The 20,511-nt window shown below is 60.7% G+C and carries 18 protein-coding genes; 10 read left to right on the forward strand and 8 right to left on the reverse strand.

From position 1 onward, the window contains the following. Positions 1–3: 3 nt before the first annotated feature. From J3456_RS12900 to J3456_RS12910, 3 genes are read right to left on the reverse strand one after another with little or no spacing between them, the layout of a single operon-like run. Entirely contained in the window at positions 4–402 is a 399-nt protein-coding gene (locus J3456_RS12900) for a (deoxy)nucleoside triphosphate pyrophosphohydrolase (protein ID WP_349580585.1), read from the reverse strand. A gap of 4 nt (positions 403–406) precedes the next feature. Next, positions 407–1,633, reverse strand: coding sequence for a bifunctional glutamate N-acetyltransferase/amino-acid acetyltransferase ArgJ (gene argJ, locus J3456_RS12905; protein WP_349580586.1), 1,227 nt, complete (start codon positions 1,631–1,633; stop codon positions 407–409). Positions 1,634–1,636: 3 nt separating this feature from the next. Continuing rightward, complete coding sequence (locus J3456_RS12910; protein WP_349580587.1) at positions 1,637–2,485, reverse strand: peptidylprolyl isomerase; 849 nt, start codon at positions 2,483–2,485, stop codon at positions 1,637–1,639. Between the two features lie 173 nt (positions 2,486–2,658). On the opposite strand from J3456_RS12910, the gene secA reads away from it, so the two are divergent. From secA to J3456_RS12925, 3 genes are all read left to right on the forward strand, one after another. Further along, the gene (gene secA / locus J3456_RS12915; RefSeq protein WP_349580588.1) at positions 2,659–5,361 is read left to right on the forward strand and encodes a preprotein translocase subunit SecA; all 2,703 of its coding nucleotides are present in this window, start codon (positions 2,659–2,661) and stop codon (positions 5,359–5,361) included. Positions 5,362–5,463: 102 nt separating this feature from the next. Then, positions 5,464–6,435, forward strand: a complete 972-nt coding sequence (locus tag J3456_RS12920; RefSeq protein WP_349580589.1) for a hypothetical protein — start codon at positions 5,464–5,466, stop codon at positions 6,433–6,435. Between the two features lie 19 nt (positions 6,436–6,454). Then, the gene (locus J3456_RS12925) at positions 6,455–8,014 is read left to right on the forward strand and encodes a phosphate ABC transporter substrate-binding/OmpA family protein (protein WP_349580590.1); all 1,560 of its coding nucleotides are present in this window, start codon (positions 6,455–6,457) and stop codon (positions 8,012–8,014) included. Between the two features lie 12 nt (positions 8,015–8,026). Here J3456_RS12925 and radC read toward each other — a convergent pair whose 3' ends face one another. The 3 genes from radC to dnaK form a co-directional block, all read right to left on the reverse strand. After that, positions 8,027–8,740 carry a RadC family protein gene (gene radC / locus J3456_RS12930; protein WP_349580609.1) on the reverse strand — a complete coding sequence of 238 codons (714 nt, stop codon included), beginning with the start codon at positions 8,738–8,740 and terminating at the stop codon, positions 8,027–8,029. A 165-nt stretch (positions 8,741–8,905) separates the two neighbouring features. Beyond that, positions 8,906–10,054 carry a molecular chaperone DnaJ gene (gene dnaJ, locus J3456_RS12935; RefSeq protein ID WP_132443934.1) on the reverse strand — a complete coding sequence of 383 codons (1,149 nt, stop codon included), beginning with the start codon at positions 10,052–10,054 and terminating at the stop codon, positions 8,906–8,908. 80 nt (positions 10,055–10,134) lie between these two features. Further along, entirely contained in the window at positions 10,135–12,054 is a 1,920-nt protein-coding gene (gene dnaK, locus J3456_RS12940) for a molecular chaperone DnaK (protein WP_067627843.1), read from the reverse strand. Between the two features lie 206 nt (positions 12,055–12,260). On the opposite strand from dnaK, the gene J3456_RS12945 reads away from it, so the two are divergent. Beyond that, the gene (locus tag J3456_RS12945) at positions 12,261–12,863 is read left to right on the forward strand and encodes an alpha-ketoglutarate-dependent dioxygenase AlkB family protein (protein WP_349580591.1); all 603 of its coding nucleotides are present in this window, start codon (positions 12,261–12,263) and stop codon (positions 12,861–12,863) included. A gap of 51 nt (positions 12,864–12,914) precedes the next feature. On the opposite strand, the gene J3456_RS12950 is transcribed toward J3456_RS12945, so the two are convergent. Both J3456_RS12950 and J3456_RS12955 read right to left on the reverse strand, forming a co-directional pair. Continuing rightward, positions 12,915–13,523, reverse strand: a complete 609-nt coding sequence (locus J3456_RS12950; protein ID WP_349580592.1) for a COG3650 family protein — start codon at positions 13,521–13,523, stop codon at positions 12,915–12,917. Then, positions 13,520–14,344 (reverse strand): ABC transporter permease, encoded by an 825-nt coding sequence (locus tag J3456_RS12955; RefSeq protein WP_120349760.1) that lies wholly within the window; start codon positions 14,342–14,344, stop codon positions 13,520–13,522. Before J3456_RS12955 ends, J3456_RS12950 begins: the two co-directional genes overlap by 4 nt. A gap of 116 nt (positions 14,345–14,460) precedes the next feature. Here J3456_RS12955 and cysQ point away from each other — a divergent pair, with 116 nt between their 5' ends. The 6 genes from cysQ (at position 14,461) to J3456_RS12985 (ending at position 20,477) form a co-directional block, all read left to right on the forward strand. After that, positions 14,461–15,258, forward strand: a complete 798-nt coding sequence (cysQ, locus tag J3456_RS12960; RefSeq protein ID WP_349580593.1) for a 3'(2'),5'-bisphosphate nucleotidase CysQ — start codon at positions 14,461–14,463, stop codon at positions 15,256–15,258. Continuing rightward, positions 15,258–16,058 (forward strand): 3-deoxy-manno-octulosonate cytidylyltransferase, encoded by an 801-nt coding sequence (locus J3456_RS12965; protein ID WP_349580594.1) that lies wholly within the window; start codon positions 15,258–15,260, stop codon positions 16,056–16,058. Before cysQ ends, J3456_RS12965 begins: the two co-directional genes overlap by 1 nt. After that, positions 16,055–17,332 carry a glycosyltransferase family 2 protein gene (locus J3456_RS12970; protein ID WP_349580595.1) on the forward strand — a complete coding sequence of 426 codons (1,278 nt, stop codon included), beginning with the start codon at positions 16,055–16,057 and terminating at the stop codon, positions 17,330–17,332. Before J3456_RS12965 ends, J3456_RS12970 begins: the two co-directional genes overlap by 4 nt. A 61-nt stretch (positions 17,333–17,393) precedes the next feature. Next, the gene (gene galU, locus J3456_RS12975) at positions 17,394–18,287 is read left to right on the forward strand and encodes a UTP--glucose-1-phosphate uridylyltransferase GalU (RefSeq protein ID WP_349580596.1); all 894 of its coding nucleotides are present in this window, start codon (positions 17,394–17,396) and stop codon (positions 18,285–18,287) included. Positions 18,288–18,304: 17 nt separating this feature from the next. After that, positions 18,305–19,288, forward strand: a complete 984-nt coding sequence (gene galE / locus J3456_RS12980) for a UDP-glucose 4-epimerase GalE (protein WP_349580597.1) — start codon at positions 18,305–18,307, stop codon at positions 19,286–19,288. Beyond that, the gene (locus J3456_RS12985) at positions 19,281–20,477 is read left to right on the forward strand and encodes a glycosyltransferase family 4 protein (RefSeq protein WP_349580598.1); all 1,197 of its coding nucleotides are present in this window, start codon (positions 19,281–19,283) and stop codon (positions 20,475–20,477) included. Before galE ends, J3456_RS12985 begins: the two co-directional genes overlap by 8 nt. The last annotated feature ends 34 nt before the right edge of the window (positions 20,478–20,511 follow it).

The raw sequence follows: 20,511 nt of genomic DNA on the forward strand, positions 1-20,511 counted from the left end.
AGGCTAGAGCCAATCACGCAATATTGATATAAGCGGTACGTCTGCTTCGGGCATCGGATAGCCGCGCATTTCATTGGGACGCACCCATTTAAGGGTCTGCCCTTCGCGCGAAACCGGGGTGCCGCCCCATTTGCGGCAGGCAAAAAGCGGCATCAGCAGATGAAAATCACTGTAGCTATGGCTGGCAAAGGTCAGCGGCGCGAGACAGGATGCCCATGTCTCGATCCCCAACTCTTCGTGCAACTCCCGGATCAACGCCGCCTCTGGCGTTTCACCGGGTTCGATCTTGCCGCCGGGAAATTCCCATAGGCTCGCCATTGGCTTGCCTTCGGGCCGCTGTGCCAAAAGCACGCGGCCATCGATATCGATTAGGGCCGCCGCGGAAACGAGCACTGTTTTCATGCGCTCAGGACCGGTAGTCGGCGTTGATGTCGATGTAGCCGTGGGTAAGGTCACAGGTCCAGACGGTGCAGCGGCCTTCGCCGAGGCCCAGATCAACGCCAATGACGACATTCTGACCCTTCATATGGGCGGCGGCATCCTCTTCGGAATAGTCTGGGCTGCGCCAGCCGTCGCGGGCGACTTCGATATCCCCAAAGCGGATCGACAGGCGATCGCGGTCTGCCGCGGCGCCTGATTTCCCGATGGCCATGACGACCCGGCCCCAGTTGGGGTCTTCACCAGCGATGGCGGTTTTGATCAGCGGTGAGTTGGCGATGGCCATAGCGTGAACTTTGGCCTCGTCATCGTTGGAGGCACCGGTGACGGCCACTTCGACGAACTTTTGCGCGCCCTCGCCGTCTTTGACGACCTGATGTGCAAGGTCCAGCATCACGTCTCGCAGCGCCTCGTCGAAGGCTTCGTTGTCCGCGACCTCGACCCCGGAGGCCCCCGTCGCGGCCATGATCAGCGCGTCAGAGGTTGAGGTATCGCTGTCGACGGTAATGCAGTTGAATGTCGTCTCGGTATGGGTCGAAAGGCGGTGTTGCAGCGCATCTGTCGCGATTACCGCATCGGTAAAGATATAGACCAGCATGGTGGCCATATCGGGCGCGATCATGCCCGAGCCTTTGGCGATCCCAGCGATAGAGACGGTTTTGCCGTCGATCTCTACGGTCGCGCTGGCGCCCTTGGGGAAAGTATCCGTTGTCATGATGGCCCGCGCGGCGTCTTCGATGCCCGCAGGGTCGAGTTTCGCGTGGAGATCGCCCAGCACGGCGGTGATCCGTTCGTGGGGCAGGGGTTCGCCGATGACGCCGGTGGACGAGGTGAAAACCCGCGATTGCGGCACGCCGCAGGCTTCGGCGGCGGCGGCGGTGATCGCCTCGACCGCTTCGGTGCCGCCCCGCCCGGTAAAGGCGTTGGCATTGCCGGAATTCACAACGATGGCGGCGCCCTCATCCGAGGCGCCGCCGATTTTTGCCTGGCAGTCCAGCACCGGGGCCGCGCGGGTGGCAGAGCGTGTGAACGCCCCCGCCACAGCGCTGCCCGGTGCCAGCTTCGCCAACATCACATCGGTGCGCCCTTGATAGCGGACGCCAGCAGCGATGGTGGCGAATGTCACGCCGTCAATAACCGGAAGGTCGGGAAAACGGGCCGGGGCGAGCGGCGAGACAGCCAGTGATTTACCCATGGGTCAGTTCAGCCATTCAACGTTTTTAAGGACAGTGGGGTCGATGCCATCGGCGGCGCTGCGGTCAACCTCGGCGGCCTCGGTAAGGCTTTCGATGGCTTCCTGCACTTTGGTCTGGCGCACTTGGGTCTCAAGCTCTTCGCGCACATCTTCCAGCGCGGGCGCTTCGCCTGTGCGAGTCTCGTTCAGCTTGATGACATGCCAGCCGAACTGGGTTTCCACCGGATCAGACACGCTGCCGGCTTCCATGCCAGCCACGGCCTCTTCAAAGGCGGGGACCATCATGCCGGGGCCGAACCACCCCAAGGAACCGCCACCGGGGCCGGAGGGTCCGGTCGATTTCTCTTTGGCAACTTCGGCAAAGTCCGCACCGCCGTCGAGTTCAACCTTGATCGCGTCGGCTTCTTCCTTGGTTTCGACAAGGATATGTGAGGCGTTGAATTCCTGCTCAGGCTCGGCGTCTTTGTACTGCGCGTCATAGGCGGCTTGCAGTTCTTCGTCGCTGACATCTTCGGCCATAACGCCTTCGATCGCCTCACCAGCGGTGAGCGAGCGTGTCTCGTTTTCGATCGAGAGCGTCACGCGCGGCGGCAATTCGCCGGTAAAGCTGTCGGCGAGGGCCGTTTGCTGCACCAACTGGTCGAGGATGCCTTTGAACAGCACGTCATCGGGCAACTGCTGGTACTGCTGGGGCAGGCTGGCGCGTGCGACAAGCATATGGCCCAGCGTGATTTCAGTGTCGTTGACGGTGGCAACAACCGTGTCGACACCCGGTTCGTCTTGGGCGGCAACAGGCAGCGCCACAGCGGCGGCAAGCGCCAAAGACGACAGAAAAGTGAGGGGTTTTTGCATGGTTGGGTCCAATCGCTTCCTTCGTAGCAGGGCTGCTACATTGACAGTGTATGGCACGCCCCTTACATCGCCTTATGGCGCTGAGAGGCGCGGGCTCATCCACTATCTATGGGCTGCCATGGCGCTCGGCAACCAGATCGGCGCAAGACATCATAACTTCGGCGGGAGATTACATGCTGGGTATCGGAACAATCGCCAAAAAGGTCTTTGGCACGCCAAACGACCGGAAGATCAAGGCGACCCGTCCGCTTGTGGCACGGATCAATGCGCTGGAGCCTGAATTCGAAAAGCTGAGCGACGACGAGATCAAGCTGCGCACGGAAGAGTTGGCCAAACGGGCCAATGCGGGCGAAAACCTTGACGATCTGCTGCCCGAAGCCTTTGCCAACTGCCGCGAGGCTGCGCGTCGCACCCTTGGCCTGCGCGCCTTCGACACCCAGCTTTTGGGCGGCATCTTCCTGCATCAAGGCAATATCGCCGAGCAGAAGACCGGTGAGGGCAAGACCCTGACCGCGACCTTTGCGGCTTACCTCAACGGGCTCACGCATAAAGGCGTGCATGTGGTGACGGTGAACGAATACCTCGCCAAACGTGACGCCGAATGGATGGGCAAAGTCTTTGGCGCGTTGGGTCTGACCACCGGGGTCGCCTATTCCGGCATGCCCGAAGATCAAAAGCGCGCGGCCTATGCCTGCGACATCACCTATGCGACCAACAACGAGTTGGGCTTTGACTATCTGCGCGACAACATGAAGTCGAACCTGTCGGACATGCTGCAGCGCGGGCATAACTTTGCCATCGTGGATGAGGTCGACAGTATCCTGATCGACGAAGCGCGGACGCCGCTGATCATCTCTGGCCCCTCGCAGGACCGCTCGGAGATGTATCAGATCATCGACGCGCTGATCCCCTCGCTGATCGATGAGCATTACGAGCTGGACGAGAAAACCCGCAACGTGACCTTCACCGACGAGGGCAACGAGTTCCTCGAAGAGCAGTTGCGCGCCCGTGATCTGATCGAAGAGGGGATGACCCTTTATGATCCCGAAAGCACGACCATCGTGCACCACGTCAACCAAGGTCTGCGCGCGCACAAGCTGTTCCAGCGCGACAAGGATTACATCGTTCGCGATGGCTCCGTTACGTTGATTGACGAATTTACGGGCCGCATGATGCCGGGCCGCCGTCTTTCGGACGGTCTGCACCAGGCGATCGAGGCCAAAGAAGGCGTCGAGATTCAGCCAGAGAACGTGACCCTCGCAAGCGTTACCTTCCAGAACTACTTCCGTCTTTACGACAAGCTGGGCGGCATGACCGGCACGGCCCTGACCGAAGCCGAGGAATTCGCCGAGATCTACGGCCTTGGCGTTGTCGAAGTGCCGACCAACGTGCCGATTGCCCGTGTCGACGAAGACGATGCCGTCTACCGCACCGCGCGTGAGAAATACGAGGCGATGATTGAAAAGGTGAAGGAAGCCCACGCCAAGGGTCAGCCTTGCCTTGTCGGCACCACCTCGATCGAAAAGTCCGAACAGCTTAGCGCCATGCTGACCGCCGACGGGATCGAGCATAACGTGCTCAACGCCCGCCAGCACGAGCAAGAAGCGCAGATCATCGCCGAAGCTGGCAAGCTGGGCGCCGTGACCATCGCCACCAACATGGCGGGCCGCGGCACCGACATTCAGCTGGGCGGCAACGTCGAGCTGAAAGTGCTCGACGCGCTGGATGCCGATCCCGACGCAGACCCGGCAAACATCCGCGCGCAGATCGAAGCGCAGCACGCCGAGGAAAAGCAAAAGGTGCTGGAGGCCGGTGGTCTCTACGTGCTGGCGTCTGAGCGTCACGAGAGCCGCCGCATCGACAACCAGTTGCGGGGCCGTTCGGGCCGTCAGGGCGATCCGGGCCGCACCTCTTTCTTCTTGTCACTCGAAGATGACTTGATGCGCATCTTCGGCTCGGAACGGTTGGAGAAAGTGCTGACCACGCTGGGCCTGAAAGAAGGCGAAGCCATCGTGCACCCTTGGGTGAACAAATCGCTGGAGCGCGCGCAGGCGAAGGTCGAGGGCCGCAACTTTGACATCCGTAAGCAGCTGCTGAAGTTCGACGACGTGATGAACGAGCAGCGCAAAGTGATCTTTGGCCAGCGCCGCGACATCATGGAAGCGCAAGACCTCAATGAGATCGTCACCGACATGCGCGAGCAGGTGATCGACGATCTGATCGACACCTATATGCCGCCCAAGACCTACGCCGATCAGTGGGACACCCAAGGGTTTTATGCTGCGGTGATCGAGCAACTGAACGTCGACGTGCCGATCATCGCATGGTGCGAAGAAGACGGCGTGGATGACGAGGTGATCCGCGAACGTTTGATGCAGGCCACGGATGAGCTGATGGCGAAAAAGGCCGAGGCTTTCGGCGAAGAGAACATGCGCAACATCGAAAAACAGCTGTTGTTGCAGGCCATCGACACCAAATGGCGCGACCACCTGCTGACGCTGGAGCATCTGCGTTCGGTCGTGGGCTTTCGCAGCTACGCGCAGCGCGATCCGCTGAACGAGTATAAAAACGAAGCCTTCCAACTGTTCGAGACGATGCTCGACAGTCTGCGGCAGGACGTGACCCAGAAGCTCGGTCAAATCCAACCGATGAGCGAAGAGCAGCGCCGCGAGATGATGCAGGAAATGGCCAGCCGTCAGGCCGCCATGCAGGCCGCTGCCACCGAGGCTGCAGATGAAGCATCTGAGCAGGCCGAGGCCGCCGCACCGGGCTTTGATGAAAACGATCCCGCCACATGGGGCAACCCGGGCCGGAACGATCTCTGCCCCTGTGGTTCTGGCAAGAAGTTCAAGCACTGCCACGGCCAGATCACCTGAGCCGCGACATCTTTTCGCCCATAACTTGGCGTTTCAGGGCCATACCCCGGCCCTGATCCCCGTCCATAAAGTCTCCAACGAATCCGTTGAAGGAGACTTGTTATGTGGCGCACTAAAGAAATTCTGACGGCTGTCGGCACTCTCACCTGTGCCGTTGGCATCGGCTATGTCATGCAAAGCTCTGACACGGCGCAGCAGCGTTATGGCGCGGCTGAGGCGCAGCGTCTGGTGGCCGACAATGGCGCGCTGCTCGAAGTTGAGGGCATCACCCTGACCTCTGCCGCGCTGGACAGTCCCATCGCATTGCCGACGCTGGATGACCGGGTGGTCAAAGCCGCAGCCCCTCAAAGCCTGCCGCCTGCACCTGAGAGCCACAGCACCGCGATCCCCGCGACCTGCGATATCAGCGCCACCGCAGACGCCGTGGCCGCCGCTATGGTGAAACTCAGCTTGGATGCGGCCTGTCTGCCGAATGAACGGCTGACCGTGCACCACAACGGCATGATCTTTACCGAAGTCACCGATGACAAAGGGCGATTGTCCGTCTCCGTCCCGGCCCTCGCGGAAGAGGCTGTGTTCATCCTTGCCTTTGGCAACGGAGACGGCGCTGTGGCGCAGACCACCGTGCCCGAATTGTCTGATTTCAACCGCGTCGTGCTGCAATGGAAAGGCACCGCGGGGTTTGAGCTTCACGCCCGTGAGTTCGGCGCGGATTACGGCGATGCGGGCCATGTCTGGTCCGGCGCCCCGCGCGATATGACCGCTGCCGTGCTGGGCGAAGGCGGCTTCATGACCCGCAATGGCGACACCGATACCGCTGAGCCGCTGATGGCTGAAGTCTATAGCTTTCCGGTCGCCAATGCGGCGCAGGAGGGCGATGTTGCGCTCAGTGTCGAGGCCGAGGTGAGCGAGGCCAACTGCGGGCTTGAGATCGAAGCACAGGCGCTGGAATTGCGTGGCGACGATCCGGTGAAAACTCAGAACTTGACCCTCGCCGTGCCGGAGTGTGATGCGGTTGGCAACTTTCTGGTGTTGAATAATTTGCTCCAAGACCTGAAAGTCGCGCAGAACTAACGCAACCGGGTAGGTCTTGATGAACGGGTTGAAACGTGCGGCGATCAGCGCCGCACTTTTGCTTTTTACGGCGGTCACAGGCACGGCGCAGGATATCGCGCTGACCTCGCGCGATGGCAGCGTTGAACTCAGCGGCACCTTGCTGGGTTTCGACGGCGAATTCTATCGGGTCGAAACCGACTACGGCGAGCTGACCGTCGACAGCAGTGGCGTGTCCTGCGCCGGGCCGGGATGCCCCAACCTTGAAGATTTCGTGGCCGAGGTGCGGTTCTCGGGCTCGGCAACCATGGGGGCGGTGCTGATGCCCGCGCTGATCGAAGCCTTCGCGGCGCGGCAGGGCTATACGGTCAACCGCGAAGACGGGGAGGGCGGGCGTTTCGCGCTGCTGCTTTCGCGTCAAGATGATGGCAAACTGGCCGCGCGATTCGATTTCCGGGCGACCAACACCAACGAAGGCTTTGCCGATCTTCTGGCGGATGAGGCCGATGTGGTGATGGCCCTGCGCGAAGTGCGCCGCGAGGAGCGGATAAATGCCCGCGAGTTGGGGTTGGGCGATCTGACCGGCGCCAATCGCAGCCGGGTGCTGGCGCTTGATGCGGTGGTGCCTGTGGTGGCCCCGTCCAATCCAGTGAAACAGATCTCGCCGCTGACCTTGGCCCGGGTGTTTTCCGGTGAGATCAAGAATTGGCAGCGCCTTGGCGGGCCGGACGCGCCCATTGAACTGCATCTACCCACCGCCGACAGCGGCTTGAGTCAAGCCATTGTGGATCAGGTATTAACGCCCGCCGGACTGGAACTGAGCGCCGATGTCACGCGCCACACTATGCCCGACGCGCTGGCAGAGGCGGTCGCGCGGGATGTCTTTGCTCTTGGGATCACCAGCTATGCCGAACAGGGCGGGACCGAGGTGCTGACCCTTGGCGGCAACTGCGGCTTTGCGCTGGATGCCGCGCGGCGCACGATCAAGACCGAAGATTACCCGCTGACCGCGCCGATGTTCCTCTATTTCCCGGCGCGTCGGCTGCCGCTTATCACACGCGAGTTTCTCGCCTTTACCCGCGGCCCCTCGGCGCAGATCGTGATCCGCAGGGCTGGTTTCGTAGATCAGACGCCCGAAGAAATCCCGATAGAGGAACAGGGCAACCGCTTTGCCAATGCCATTATCACGGCGGGGATCGAAACCCCGTTGGAAGAATTGCAGCGCATGACGGCGACGCTGGTGCCGATGGCCCGGCTCACGACCTCTTTCCGGTTCGAGGCAGGCTCGATCCGTCTTGACGCGCAGTCGCGCTCTAACGTTCAGCAACTGGCGCGGGCGCTGGAGCAGGGCCAATATGACGCGCGCCGGTTGATGTTCGTGGGCTTCAGCGATGGGGAGGGCGCGGCAAAGGCCAATCGCGAGATCGCGCTGCGCCGGGCCGAGGCGGTCCAACGTGCCGTCAGCGCAGCCGCGGTCACCGCCAACCTGTCGCGCATTGATCTGCGGGTGGATGCCTTTGGCGAAGCGATGCCGATTGCCTGCGATGACAGCGAGTGGGGCCGTCAGGCCAACCGGCGGGTCGAGGTTTGGGTGCGCTGAGGAGCGGGTTCCTTACAGGTGTCCTTCGTTCCGGAAGCTTAGCTCGCGTGATTTGCCGATGATCAGGTGGTCATGCAGCGTCAGCCCCAGGGCATCACAGGCAGCCGCAACTTGCCGGGTCATGTCGATGTCCGATCTTGACGGACTGGGGTCGCCCGAGGGGTGATTGTGCACAAGAATGATCGCGCTGGCATTCAGTTCAAGCGCCCGTTTGGCAACCTCGCGCGGATATACCGGGACATGATCCACCGTGCCTTTCGCCTGTTCCTCATCCGCGATGAGGATGTTCTTTCGGTCGAGGTAGAGAACGCGAAACTGCTCCATCTCCAGATGGGCCATGGTGGTGTGACAGTAGTCCAGCAGAGCGTCCCAAGAGGAGACGACATGCCGCTGTAGCACCTTCGCCCGGGCCAGCCGCTGGGCCGCAGCCTCAACGATCTTAAGCTCGACAATCACCGCTTCGCCAATACCTTTGATATCGCGCAGGCGGGCGGCAGGGGCGGTGATGACGCGGTTGAAGTCACCGAACCGGTCCAGAAGTTCGCGCGCCAGCGGTTTCACATCACGGCGGGGGATGGCGCGGAAAAGGACAAGCTCCAGCATCTCATAATCCGGGATAGCCGCCGCGCCGCCATCAATGAAACGGCTGCGCAAACGCTGGCGGTGGTCTCCAATATAAGAGGGTTGCTTTCCCGTATTGGACGGCGGTCTGTGCGCTTCGTCCATCAGGAAGGGAAGGGGCTGATCAGCCGAGGTTCTCGGGGCACGGGTCATGACCAGAGTTTTGCGTGAAGGTGGTTAGGATTCGGTTAACAGGGTTTTGACGTCCTATTTACCTTGTGCACCTAGGGTTGCAGGTGAGGCGCGCGATACGCCTCACCCGGCAGAATTTTAACCCTTCATCGAATCCCAGAAAGATTTGACGGAAGAGAAGAAATTGCTGCTTTCCGGGTTGTTGTTCTGGGCTTCGCCCTCAAACTCCCGCAGCAGTTCCTTCTGTCTGTTGGTCAGGTTCACCGGGGTCTCAACCGCCAGTTCGATGATCATATCACCGACGCCACCGCCCCGCAGCGGGGGCATGCCCTTGCCGCGCAGACGCATCTGACGACCCGACTGGCTGCCTGCGGGTATCTGCACGCGGCCACGACCCCCGTCGATGGTGGGCACCTCGATATTGCCGCCCAAAGCGGCGGTGCTCATCGACACGGGGACACGGCAGAACAGGTTCGGCCCGTCGCGCTCAAAGAGCTCATGTTCGGCCACCTCGATAAAGATATAGAGGTCACCCGACGGCCCCCCGCGCATGCCCGCTTCGCCCTCACCGGCTAGCCGGATACGGGTGCCGGTTTCAACACCAGCGGGGATGTTAACCGAGAGCGTGCGCTCTTTCTCAACACGGCCCGCGCCGCGGCATTTCTTGCAAGGGTTTTTAACGATCTGACCCATGCCAGAGCAGGTGGGACAGGTGCGTTCAACAGTGAAGAAACCCTGCTGCGCGCGGACCTTGCCCATGCCCGAACAGGTGGGGCAGGTCGACGGCTCTGCGCCGCCCTCGGCACCGCTGCCGTCACATGAATCGCACTGGACAGAGGCCGGAACGGTGATCGACTTTTGCATGCCCGAGAAGGCATCTTCGAGCGAGATGCGCAGGTTATAGCGCAAGTCGGCACCGCGTGCGGCGCGGCGTCCGCCACCACCCCCGCGTTGGCCCATGAAGTCACCGAAGAGATCGTCAAAGACATCGGAAAAGGCCGAAGAGAAATCGCCCTGACCGCCACCCATGCCGCCGCCGGGACGACCGCCGCCCATGCCACCTTCAAAGGCGGCGTGGCCGTAGCGATCATAGGCCGCTTTCTTGTCGTCGCTTTTCAGCACGTCATACGCTTCGCCCACTTCTTTGAACTGGGCTTCGGCGTTTGGATTGTCTTTGTTGCGGTCGGGGTGAAGGTCTTTGACCTTGCTGCGGTAGGCCTTCTTGATCTCGTCGGCAGAGGCCCCTTTGGCAACGCCAAGCACCTCGTAGTAGTCACGTTTTGCCATGGGTTATCATGCTCCTGCGCTGGAACGTGATGGGCCGGCCCGTCTGACGGACCGGCCCTTTCACAGGTTCCGTTTCACGCTTACGCGCGCTTGTCGTCGTCCAGATCTTCGAACTCGGCGTCGAGGATGTCATCGTCGCCACCCTGCGATTGCTGAGCATCCGAAGGCTGCGCCGTGTCGTCGTTGCCTTCTTCCTGAGCGTTCTTATAGATCGCCTCGCCCAGTTTCATGGCCGCTTCGGTGACGTTCTGGATGCCGGACTTGATCTTGTCGGCGTTGTCGGTTTCCAGCTCGTCTTTCAGCGCGGCAATGGCCAGCTCGATCGCTTCGACGGTGGTTGGGTCAACCTTGTCGGAATGCTCTTCCAGCGACTTTTCGGTCGAGTGGATCAGCGATTCCGCTTGGTTTTTCGCTTCGATCAGCTCGCGACGGGATTTGTCCGCCTCGGCGTTCTCTTCCGCGTCCTTGACCATCTTGTCGATATCCGCATCCGACAGACCACCCGAGGCTTGGATCGTGATCTTCTGCTCTTTGCCGGTGCCTTTGTCGAGCGCGCCCACCGACACGATGCCGTTGGCGTCAATGTCAAAGGTCACTTCGATCTGCGGCATGCCGCGCGGGGCAGGCGGGATGTTCTCAAGGTTGAAGGCACCGAGCATCTTGTTGTCGGCCGCCATCTCACGCTCACCTTGGAAAACCCGAATGGTCACAGCGTTCTGGTTGTCCTCGGCGGTCGAGAAGACCTGAGACTTCTTCGTCGGGATCGTGGTGTTACGGTCGATCAAACGGGTGAAGACGCCACCAAGGGTTTCAATGCCCAAGGACAGCGGTGTCACGTCCAGCAGAACCACGTCTTTGACGTCGCCTTGCAGAACACCGGCCTGAATGGCAGCACCCAGGGCCACAACTTCGTCAGGGTTCACACCCTTGTGCGGCTCTTTACCGAAGAACTTCGTCACTTCTTCTGCGACTTTCGGCATACGGGTCATACCACCGACCAGCACGACTTCGTCGATGTCGGAAGCCGAGAGGCCCGCATCCTTCAGCGCTGCGGCGCAGGGCTTCATCGACGCTTTGATCAGATCACCCACGAGGCTTTCCAGCTTGGCGCGGGTCAGCTTCATGACCATGTGCAGCGGCGAGCCGTCTTTACCCATCGAGATGAAGGGCTGGTTGATCTCGGTCTGGCTGGAGGAGGAAAGCTCAATCTTCGCTTTCTCGGCAGCTTCTTTCAGACGCTGCAGCGCCATCTTGTCTTGCGTCAGGTCAACGCCGTTGGCCTTTTTGAACTCATCCGCAAGGTAGTTGACGATGCGCATGTCAAAGTCTTCACCACCGAGGAACGTGTCGCCGTTGGTGGATTTCACTTCGAACAGGCCGTCGTCGATCTCAAGGATGGTCACGTCGAATGTACCGCCGCCAAGGTCATAGACCGCGATGGTTTGCGTGTTCTCTTTGTCGAGGCCATAGGCCAGCGCGGCGGCTGTCGGCTCGTTGATGATCCGCAGCACTTCGAGACCGGCGATCTTGCCGGCGTCTTTGGTGGCCTGACGCTGGGCGTCGTTGAAGTATGCGGGCACGGTGATAACGGCCTGCGTGACTTCCTCACCCAGATAGCTCTCTGCGGTTTCTTTCATCTTACCAAGGATGAAGGCTGAGATTTGGCTTGGGGAGTATTTCTCACCACGCGCTTCGACCCATGCGTCGCCGTTGCCGCCATCAATGACGTTGAACGGCATGTTCTTTTTGTCTTTGGCCAGATCCGCATCGTCGTTGCGGCGGCCGATCAGGCGCTTGACGCCGAAGACAGTGTTTTCTGGGTTGGTGACCGCCTGGCGTTTCGCCGGCTGGCCGACAAGGCGCTCATCGTCGGTGAAGGCGACGATCGACGGCGTTGTGCGCGCGCCTTCAGCGTTTTCGATCACACGAGGCTGGCTGCCATCCATGATGGCGATACAGCTGTTGGTGGTGCCAAGGTCAATACCGATTACTTTGGACATGTTCGATCCCTCTTTGAATCTAAGGCGATGACACGAGGCGCGGACCCGTTTCGGCATCCTGCCCCGATCTGTTGACATCGAAGACCACGTGCCTTCGACGGTTCGGAGCGTATATAGGGAGGGTATTTGCACCCTGCAACCATTGGCTGGTCAGGATGGTCGCGATTCCGTGATGTTTTTGCCAAACGAGTGAGGAAGAAAGAAAAATGACTGCTTTGCGCCTGCGGGGCTTCGATATCCACAAAGAATTTTTGGGAAGAGCGGCCCAGCAGAAGGTGTTGGACGCGGTGCGCGGTGTGGTGCGCGAGGCGCCGTTCTTTCGCCCCGAAGTGCCGCGCGGCGGGCGCATGTCGGTCCGGATGAGCGCGGCGGGGCGCTATGGCTGGTTCTCGGACCGGCGCGGCTATCGTTACGTCACCGAACATCCCGATGGGCAGCCATGGCCCGAGATCCCCGAACCGATTCTGGCGATCTGGGACAAGTTGACGGGGTTGGAGCGCCGTCCCGAATGCTGCTTAATCAACTACTACGATGCCGATGCGCGCATGGGGCTGCATCAGGACCGGGATGAGGCGGACTTTCAGTGGCCTGTCGTTTCGGTCTCTCTGGGAGATGACGGGTTGTTTCGGATCGGCAACCTGACCCGAGGCGGCAAGACGGAATCGATCTGGCTGCAGTCGGGCGATGTGGTGGTCATGGGCGGTGAGGCGCGGTTGACCTACCACGGGGTGGACCGGATCAAGCCCGGCACGTCGACGCTGCTGCCCAAAGGGGGGCGGATCAATCTGACGCTTCGTGTGGTGGAGTGACGTTTTCTTTTAAAGAAAACGGCGACGGACTTTTTTGAAAAGTCCGTCGTTTCAGCGGCTGAGTGAACAACACCCTGTCTGATGTTGCCAGCCATCATTTCCCTGCAAAAGAAGGTCGACCGCAAGCCCATAGGCGCGGTCCGACATGCCATCGCTACAGGCACGCGCCGTAAGCGCGGCGATTGCCGCACCGCTGGCCCCCTCGGCAATCAGATGAAAGCTGTCGCGCCGCCCCTGCGCCGTGCCGGACTGGGTGATGCGGAAATCGCGCGGGCTGTCCGCCATGGCATCGTAACTCAGCCTCGCTCCGGTGACATCAAAAGACCAAAACGGCTCCGTCCCGCTACAGCGCGCCACGGGCGGCATCGCCCCATCCCATTGCCCTGGTTGACGTGTGAGGTAGCTTAGAGAGACCCAGCCGCTCCCTTCGCCGGTGTTAACCAAGCCCCAGCTATGGTGGTCATCGGGGCGGATCACTTCGATATTCTCAGCGTCGGGCTTGAGGCTGCCGATAATCGCAGCGCTTGCGTCAGGTGCTTGGCGAATGTTCAGCACGTCATCCGCCGCGACCCCGCTGACATCGTAAAGAGCGGGCCATGCCTCCTGCGTTGCCACGGCAGGCAGCGCCCAGAGGCAGAGAAGGACCGCAAGCAGTCTCACCGCCGGGCATTCCAACTGATCGACGCATGACGGCGGGTATAGAATTCGCCCATCAGCCCGATCATCAAAAGCACCAGACCAACCCAGAGCGGGTATTCCCAACTGCTGTAGCGCGGGTTGTAATTGATGAAGGCAAAGCCGCGCGCCTGATCGATGCTATGAAACAGCGGGTTCCAATCAAACATCGCCAGCATATAGCCGGGCAGAGAGTTGGCGAGGAACATCTTGCCCGAGGCGATCATGTTGGCACGTTGATAGACGGTCGAAAAAATCGTCACGAAGGACGGAAACCACGGCTTGATCGCCAGCATCACCAGCCCAAGCGCACAGCCGGTAAACCACGCGGTGAGCATCATCCCGAAAGCGGCAAAGGGCTGATCGATGGAGATCGGGGTCACCGCCACATGGTAGATAAACAAGATCACAAAGAGCGACAGCACCTGAATATAAAGCGATCCGACCGCCGCCGAAGCGATGGCGATGATTGTATTCATCGGGGCGTGCTGCATCATCGGGCTTGCTGGCCCCTCTGACCCGGCGACCGCGCCCAATGCCTTCACATGGGTGAGGTAGAGAAAGATGCCAGACATCAGATAGACAAGAAAATCACCGCGCACGGCAGACCCGCGCATCCCGAGGATCGAGAACATCACATAGAAGGCCAGCACGAACATCACCGTTTGCAGCATGTTCATCGCGATGGCGATGAAGGCGTTGTTGTGCTGCTTGCGCACGTTGCGCACCACGGAATGGTAAACCAACTCTGCAATGGAGAGAGCCGAGCCAAAGCCCGATTTCGGCTTTCTGGAGGATTGGAACATGCGCGCGTCCTTGACGAAGCCCTAACGTGGCACGGAATTCTTGCTGTTCCGTTAGCTGCACAGCATAAGGGAAATGGTTAATTGAAGCAACGACAGCCCGCAGGGCCGGAGGCAAAATGGATTACGAGAAATTGGTCGCAGAAATGCGGCGGCTGGCATTGGAAGCCGGGGATAAGATCATGGAGATCTATGGTCAGGATGATTTCGAGGTGAAATCGAAATCCGACGACAGCCCCGTCACTGCCGCCGACGAAGCCGCCGATGCGATCATTTCCGAAGGGCTCCGCGCTGCCTTTCCCGATGTCATGCTGGTCACCGAAGAGCAGGCCGCGACCCATACCGCCAAGGGCGATACCTTTCTCATCGTCGATCCGCTTGATGGCACCAAGGAATTCGTCCACCGCCGCGGGGATTTCACGGTGAACATCGCGCTGGTCGAAGGCGGCGTGCCGACGCGCGGCGTGGTCTATGCGCCTGCCAAATCCCGGATGTTCTTTACTCAAGCCGACGGTCAATCGGTCGAGGAGACGGGCGCATTTGCCAAAGGGCAGCTTGGCGAAACCAAGGCGATTTCAGTCTCTAACCCGGACAATGCGGCCCTGATGGTCGTTGCTTCCAAATCCCACCGCGATCAGGCGACCGACGACTACATCGGAAAATACGGCGTGCGGGACATGACCTCGGCGGGTTCCTCGCTGAAGTTCTGTCTGGTCGCGACCGGAGAGGCCGATCTCTACCCGCGTTTGGGCCGCACGATGGAATGGGACACCGCCGCAGGCCATGCGGTGCTGAACGGGGCAGGCGGCGCTGTGGTGCGTTTCGATGACCTCACCCCGCTGGCCTACGGCAAGGAAGATTTCGCCAACCCCTTCTTCATCGCCCATGCGCCGGGTGTTGAGCTGAAGGCGGGCTGATGTCTGTTCTGATCGTCATCCCCGCCCGCTATGCCTCCACCCGCTATCCCGGCAAACCGCTTGTGGCCCTCACCGGAGCTACGGGACAAAAACAGTCCCTGATCGAGCGCAGTTGGCGGGCCGCCAGCGCGGTTTCGGGCGTCGATCGTGTGGTGGTGGCCACCGACGACGACCGCATTCGCGAGGCCGCAGAGGGTTTCGGCGCCGAGGTCGTGATGACTTCGGAATCCTGCGCCAACGGCACCGAACGCTGCGCCGAAGCCCATGCCGCGCTGGGCGGGGGCTATGACATCGTGGTCAACCTGCAAGGCGACGCACCGCTAACGCCGCATTGGTTCGTCGAAGGGCTGGTGCAGGGGCTGAAAGACAATCCCAATGCCGAGATTGCGACCCCGGTTCTGCGTTGCGACGGTGTCACGCTGAACAGTCTTCTGGGCGACCGCAAGGCGGGCCGGGTCGGCGGCACGACGGCGGTTTTCGGGGCCGATAATCAAGCGCTCTATTTCTCGAAAGAGGTCGTTCCCTATACCGGAAAGCTCTACGCAGAGACTGATATGACCCCGGTTTTCCATCACGTCGGGGTCTATGCCTACCGCCCCGACGCGCTGGCGCGCTACCCTAACTGGCCTGTCGGTCCCTTGGAGCAGTTGGAGGGGCTGGAACAGCTTCGTTTCCTTGAGAATGGCCGCCCGGTGCTCTGCGCCGAGGTCGAGGCCAAGGGCCGCGAGTTCTGGGAATTGAACAACCCCGAAGACGTGCCGAAGCTCGAAGCCATGATGGCGAAAATGGGTCTGGAATGACCACCACCCCCGTCAGTGCCACGCTGGAAAACGGCGTGCCTGTCAGCATCGTCATCGTCAGCCGGAATCGGCCCGAGGCATTGCGGCGCTGTCTGACGGGGGTGGGACAGCTTCAATACGCCCCTTTCGAAGTCATCGTCGTGGCCGACCCCGTAGGGATCGCTGTGGCCCGCGACATGGCCTTTGCCGAGGCCCTAAAGCTGGTCACTTACGACAGGCCGAACATCTCTGCCGCGCGCAACCTTGGGATCGCCGAGGCCGCGGGGGAGGTCGTGGCCTTTATCGACGATGATGCCGTGCCAGAGCCGCAATGGCTGCGCCACCTGCTGGACCCTGCGCGACAGCCCGAAGTGGCGGCGATGACCGGTTTCGTCCGGGGACGAAACGGCATCTCTTTCCAATACCGCGCGCGCCAACTGAACGCATTGGGAGAGCCGGAAAACCTTGATGTAGACCCCGAAACGCCCAGCATTTTGCACCCTCCGCCCGGGGGGGCAATCAAAACCGAAGGCACTAATATGGCTTTTCGGCGTGATGCCTTGGTGGAGATGGGCGGTTTTGACCCGGCCTTTCATTACTATCTCGATGAAACCGATCTGAACATGCGGCTGGCGCGGGCAGGCCATGCCACCGCAATCGTGCCGCTGGCCGAGGTCCATCACGGTTTCGCCGCCAATGCGATGCGAAGCGCCAACCGTGTGCCGCGTGATCTTTTCGACATCGGGGCAAGCTGGGCCGTGTTCCATCGCAAACATCTGCCCCCGCAGGACCGTGCCGCCCAATGGGCACACCTTCGCGCGGCAGAGCGCCGCCGGTTGCTGCGCCATCTGATAAGCGGCGGGTTAGAGCCGCGCGATGTTCCCCGTCTGCTGCGCAGACTGGATGAAGGCCATGCCGAGGGGCTGAAGCGCCCCTTCGTCAGCACCAGCGTACCGCGCGTCGCCAGCAGCCCCTTTCGCCCTTTCCCCGCCCGCGCGCGGCGCAGCGTGGCGATCTTCACCCGGCCTATAAAACTGGCACGGGACCGGGGAAAAGCTGCAAAACGGGCGCAAGCCGGAGAGATCGTCACCTTGATCAGCCTTTCGCCAACGGCGCTCTACCATCGCGTTGTCTTTGATCCGACCCACGCTATTTGGCAGCAAACAGGTGGGATATACGGAAAATCCGCCCGGGATGACGCGGTTTTTCGCTTAAGGCGGCGGTGTGATCGGCTGAAAAGAGAAGTTAAGCGAGTTGCCAGACAGCGCGGTTTCAGCGATGATCGTAGCCGTTAAAAAGACGCAGGTGGATTTACCGTGGCGTTCTGTATTTTTCGAATAAGTTGTAAGGATTAACATGCGCAAGAAGGTAACAAAGGCGGTTTTCCCTGTCGCAGGTATGGGGACACGCTTTCTGCCCGCCACCAAATCGGTGCCCAAAGAGATTATGACTCTCGTTGACCGCCCCTTGGTTCAATACGCAATCGATGAGGCGCGGGCGGCCGGGATCAAAGAGTTCATCTTCGTGACTTCCCGCGGCAAAGGCGCGCTGGAGGATTATTTCGACCACGCCCCGCAGCTTGAGCAGGAGTTGCGTAAAAAGGGCAAGACAGAGCTTCTAGAGACGCTTCAAAGCACCAATATGGACAGCGGTGCGATTGCTTATATCCGCCAGCATAAGGCGCTTGGTCTTGGCCATGCGGTCTGGTGCGCCCGCCGTTTGATCGGCAATGAACCTTTTGCCGTCATGCTGCCTGATGACGTGATCGCGGCGGAAAAACCCTGCCTCAAGCAGATGGTCGAAGCCTATGAGGAAACCGGCGGCAGCATGGTTGCCGCGATGGAGGTCGAGCCCTCCCGTGCCTCTTCCTACGGCATTCTCGACACCAGTGAAGAGCGCGGCGATATGGTGAAGGTCAAAGGGATGGTAGAGAAGCCCGCCGTCGACGAAGCGCCGTCGAACCTTGCGGTGATCGGGCGTTATATCCTCTCGCCGAACGTTTTGAAGAACCTCAACAAACTGAAATCCGGCTCGGGTGGTGAGATTCAGCTGACCGATGCGATCGCCCAAGAGATCGAGCAAGGCCGTGATGTCTATGGTTTCCGGTTCCGCGGGCAGCGGTTCGATTGCGGCTCCAAAGCAGGCTTTCTTCAAGCGACCGTGGCCTTTGGTCTTGCCCGTGAGGAATTGCGCGATGATCTTTCGGCCTATCTGCAAAGTATTTCCCAAATCGACCGGGCCGCGCAGTAAGGTCGGGAAAACGCAAAATGGAAAAGGTATTGGTAACGGGCGGGGCAGGCTATATCGGCTCGCACGCTTGTAAGGCATTGAAAGCGGCGGGCTTTATTCCCGTCACATTTGATAATCTGGTGACAGGCTGGCGCGATGCCGTGAAATTCGGCCCCTTTGAGCAAGGCGATCTGCTGGACCGCGCGCGGCTGGATGAGGTCTTTGCGAAACATCAGCCCATTGCGGTGATGCATTTCGCCGCCCTCAGCCAAGTGGGGGAGAGCATGGCGGAGCCGGGGCTTTACTGGCGCAACAACGTCAACGGGTCTCTTACGCTGATCGAGGCGGCGGTCGCTGCAGGCTGCAAAGGGTTCGTCTTTTCGTCGACCTGTGCGACCTATGGCGATCAGGATAACGTCGTGTTGGATGAAAACAGCGCACAATATCCGATCAACGCCTACGGCGCGTCGAAACGCGCGATCGAAGACATCCTGCGCGACTTTGAAGCGGCCTATGGGCTGCAGCATGTGATCTTTCGCTATTTCAACGTGGCCGGGGCGGATCCAGAGGGCGAAGTGGGCGAGTTCCATCAGCCAGAGACGCATCTGATCCCCCTGATGCTGGATGCGATTGCCGGAAAACGCGCGGCGCTGACTGTTTTCGGGGATGACTATGACACCCCCGACGGCACCTGTATTCGGGACTATGTGCATGTCTGCGATCTGGTCGATGCCCATGTTTTGGGTCTGAAATGGCTTCAGGACGGGAAGGGCAGCCGCGTGTTCAACCTTGGCACCGGCAGTGGCTTTTCGGTGCGTGAAGTGCTCGACGACAGTCGCGCTGTGACCAATCAAACGGTGCCCCATGAGATCGGCGCGCGCCGTCCGGGGGATTGTACCAAACTTGTGTCAGGCTCTACCCGCGCGGAAGAGGAGTTGGGTTGGGTGCCCAAACGCTCGACCTTGGACAAGATGATTGCCGACGCTTGGAAATGGCACCAGACCGGCCACTACGATGGCTGAACCCGCCACGCGGCTCTTGGACCTAACGCGCAGTTTGCGTCGGGTCGGGCGGGGCGCGACGGGGGTTGATCGGGTCGAACTGGCGTATCTCTCACATCTTTTGACAGGTGACGCGCCGCTCTTTGGAGTGGCGCGCACGGCTTTGGGCTATGTCTTGCTGGACCGCGACGGGATGCGGGGCTTTCATGATCGGCTTGAGGGTCGCGTCCCTTGGGGGCGGGCAGACCTTCTGTCGCGCTTGCCACGGGGGCGTAGTGTGGCTCTAACGCGGGCGGAAAGTGACCTGAGGCGCTTGGCGCGGGGGCGGTGTCTGCCTGCCGGGTTGCCGCCATTGCTCTCGCGTCATCTGCCACCGGGCTTTGCCTATCTCAATGTCGGCCACAGCAACCTGACGGACCGGGTTCTGGGCGCCGTGAAAAAGGCGCAGGGACGGATTTCGGTTCTCATTCATGATGTGATCCCGCTGGACCATCCCGCCTACCAGCGTCCCGGCACGGTCGCGCCGTTTCGGGCCAAGATTGACCGGGTGTCTGCGCAGGCCGATCTGGTGATCTACAACTCGCAAGACACGCGCCGGCGCAGCGAGACGCAGATGCGGGGGCGGATCCCCCCTGCGATCGTCGCGCATCTGGGTCTCGACCTGCCCACGCCCGATAGCGGTGAACTGCCTGCGGGCCTGCCGCCAAAGCCGCCCTATTTCGTCGTCGTCGGCACCATCGAGCCGCGCAAGAACCATGGTTTCTTGCTGGACCTATGGCAGCAGATGGGCCCTAACGCGCCGCTGCTGCTGATTTGCGGCGCTCGGGGGTGGAACAACAGCGCGGTCTTTGACCGACTTGATCGGCTGCCCCCGAGCGGCCCTGTGCGCGAGTTCTCAAGCCTCAGCGACGCCGGATTGGCCGCATTGGTACAGGGCGCGGCAGGGATGCTTTTTCCCAGCCATGCAGAGGGGTTCGGCCTGCCGCCCGCCGAGGCACTGAGCCGTGGAACGCGTGTTTTATGCAACGATTTACCGGTCTTGCACGAGGTCCTAGGCGACAAAGCCGTTTACGCGGCCCTGAGCGAGCCCTATTCATGGATCAGAACAATCGAAGAATGGGCCGCATCTGTGCCAGACCCGCGCCCCGCGACGACTTTTATCGCGCCAACATGGGCCGAACACTTCAAGACCGTGTTAAAGTCAACGTGATAGCGCGGTAGAGAAGCGGTCAGATCCGATAGGT

Source organism: Sulfitobacter sp. NFXS29 (genome assembly GCF_040148765.1).
Taxonomy (GTDB): Bacteria; Pseudomonadota; Alphaproteobacteria; order Rhodobacterales; family Rhodobacteraceae; genus Sulfitobacter.

Coding starts and splice junctions, on each gene's coding strand:
- J3456_RS12900 (WP_349580585.1), bottom strand. CDS start 402: ATGAAAACAGTGCTCGTTTCCGCGGCGGCCCTAATCGATATCGATGGC.
- argJ (WP_349580586.1), bottom strand. CDS start 1,633: ATGGGTAAATCACTGGCTGTCTCGCCGCTCGCCCCGGCCCGTTTTCCC.
- J3456_RS12910 (WP_349580587.1), bottom strand. CDS start 2,485: ATGCAAAAACCCCTCACTTTTCTGTCGTCTTTGGCGCTTGCCGCCGCT.
- secA (WP_349580588.1), top strand. CDS start 2,659: ATGCTGGGTATCGGAACAATCGCCAAAAAGGTCTTTGGCACGCCAAAC.
- J3456_RS12920 (WP_349580589.1), top strand. CDS start 5,464: ATGTGGCGCACTAAAGAAATTCTGACGGCTGTCGGCACTCTCACCTGT.
- J3456_RS12925 (WP_349580590.1), top strand. CDS start 6,455: ATGAACGGGTTGAAACGTGCGGCGATCAGCGCCGCACTTTTGCTTTTT.
- radC (WP_349580609.1), bottom strand. CDS start 8,740: ATGGACGAAGCGCACAGACCGCCGTCCAATACGGGAAAGCAACCCTCT.
- dnaJ (WP_132443934.1), bottom strand. CDS start 10,054: ATGGCAAAACGTGACTACTACGAGGTGCTTGGCGTTGCCAAAGGGGCC.
- dnaK (WP_067627843.1), bottom strand. CDS start 12,054: ATGTCCAAAGTAATCGGTATTGACCTTGGCACCACCAACAGCTGTATC.
- J3456_RS12945 (WP_349580591.1), top strand. CDS start 12,261: ATGACTGCTTTGCGCCTGCGGGGCTTCGATATCCACAAAGAATTTTTG.
- J3456_RS12955 (WP_120349760.1), bottom strand. CDS start 14,344: ATGTTCCAATCCTCCAGAAAGCCGAAATCGGGCTTTGGCTCGGCTCTC.
- cysQ (WP_349580593.1), top strand. CDS start 14,461: ATGGATTACGAGAAATTGGTCGCAGAAATGCGGCGGCTGGCATTGGAA.
- J3456_RS12965 (WP_349580594.1), top strand. CDS start 15,258: ATGTCTGTTCTGATCGTCATCCCCGCCCGCTATGCCTCCACCCGCTAT.
- J3456_RS12970 (WP_349580595.1), top strand. CDS start 16,055: ATGACCACCACCCCCGTCAGTGCCACGCTGGAAAACGGCGTGCCTGTC.
- galU (WP_349580596.1), top strand. CDS start 17,394: ATGCGCAAGAAGGTAACAAAGGCGGTTTTCCCTGTCGCAGGTATGGGG.
- galE (WP_349580597.1), top strand. CDS start 18,305: ATGGAAAAGGTATTGGTAACGGGCGGGGCAGGCTATATCGGCTCGCAC.
- J3456_RS12985 (WP_349580598.1), top strand. CDS start 19,281: ATGGCTGAACCCGCCACGCGGCTCTTGGACCTAACGCGCAGTTTGCGT.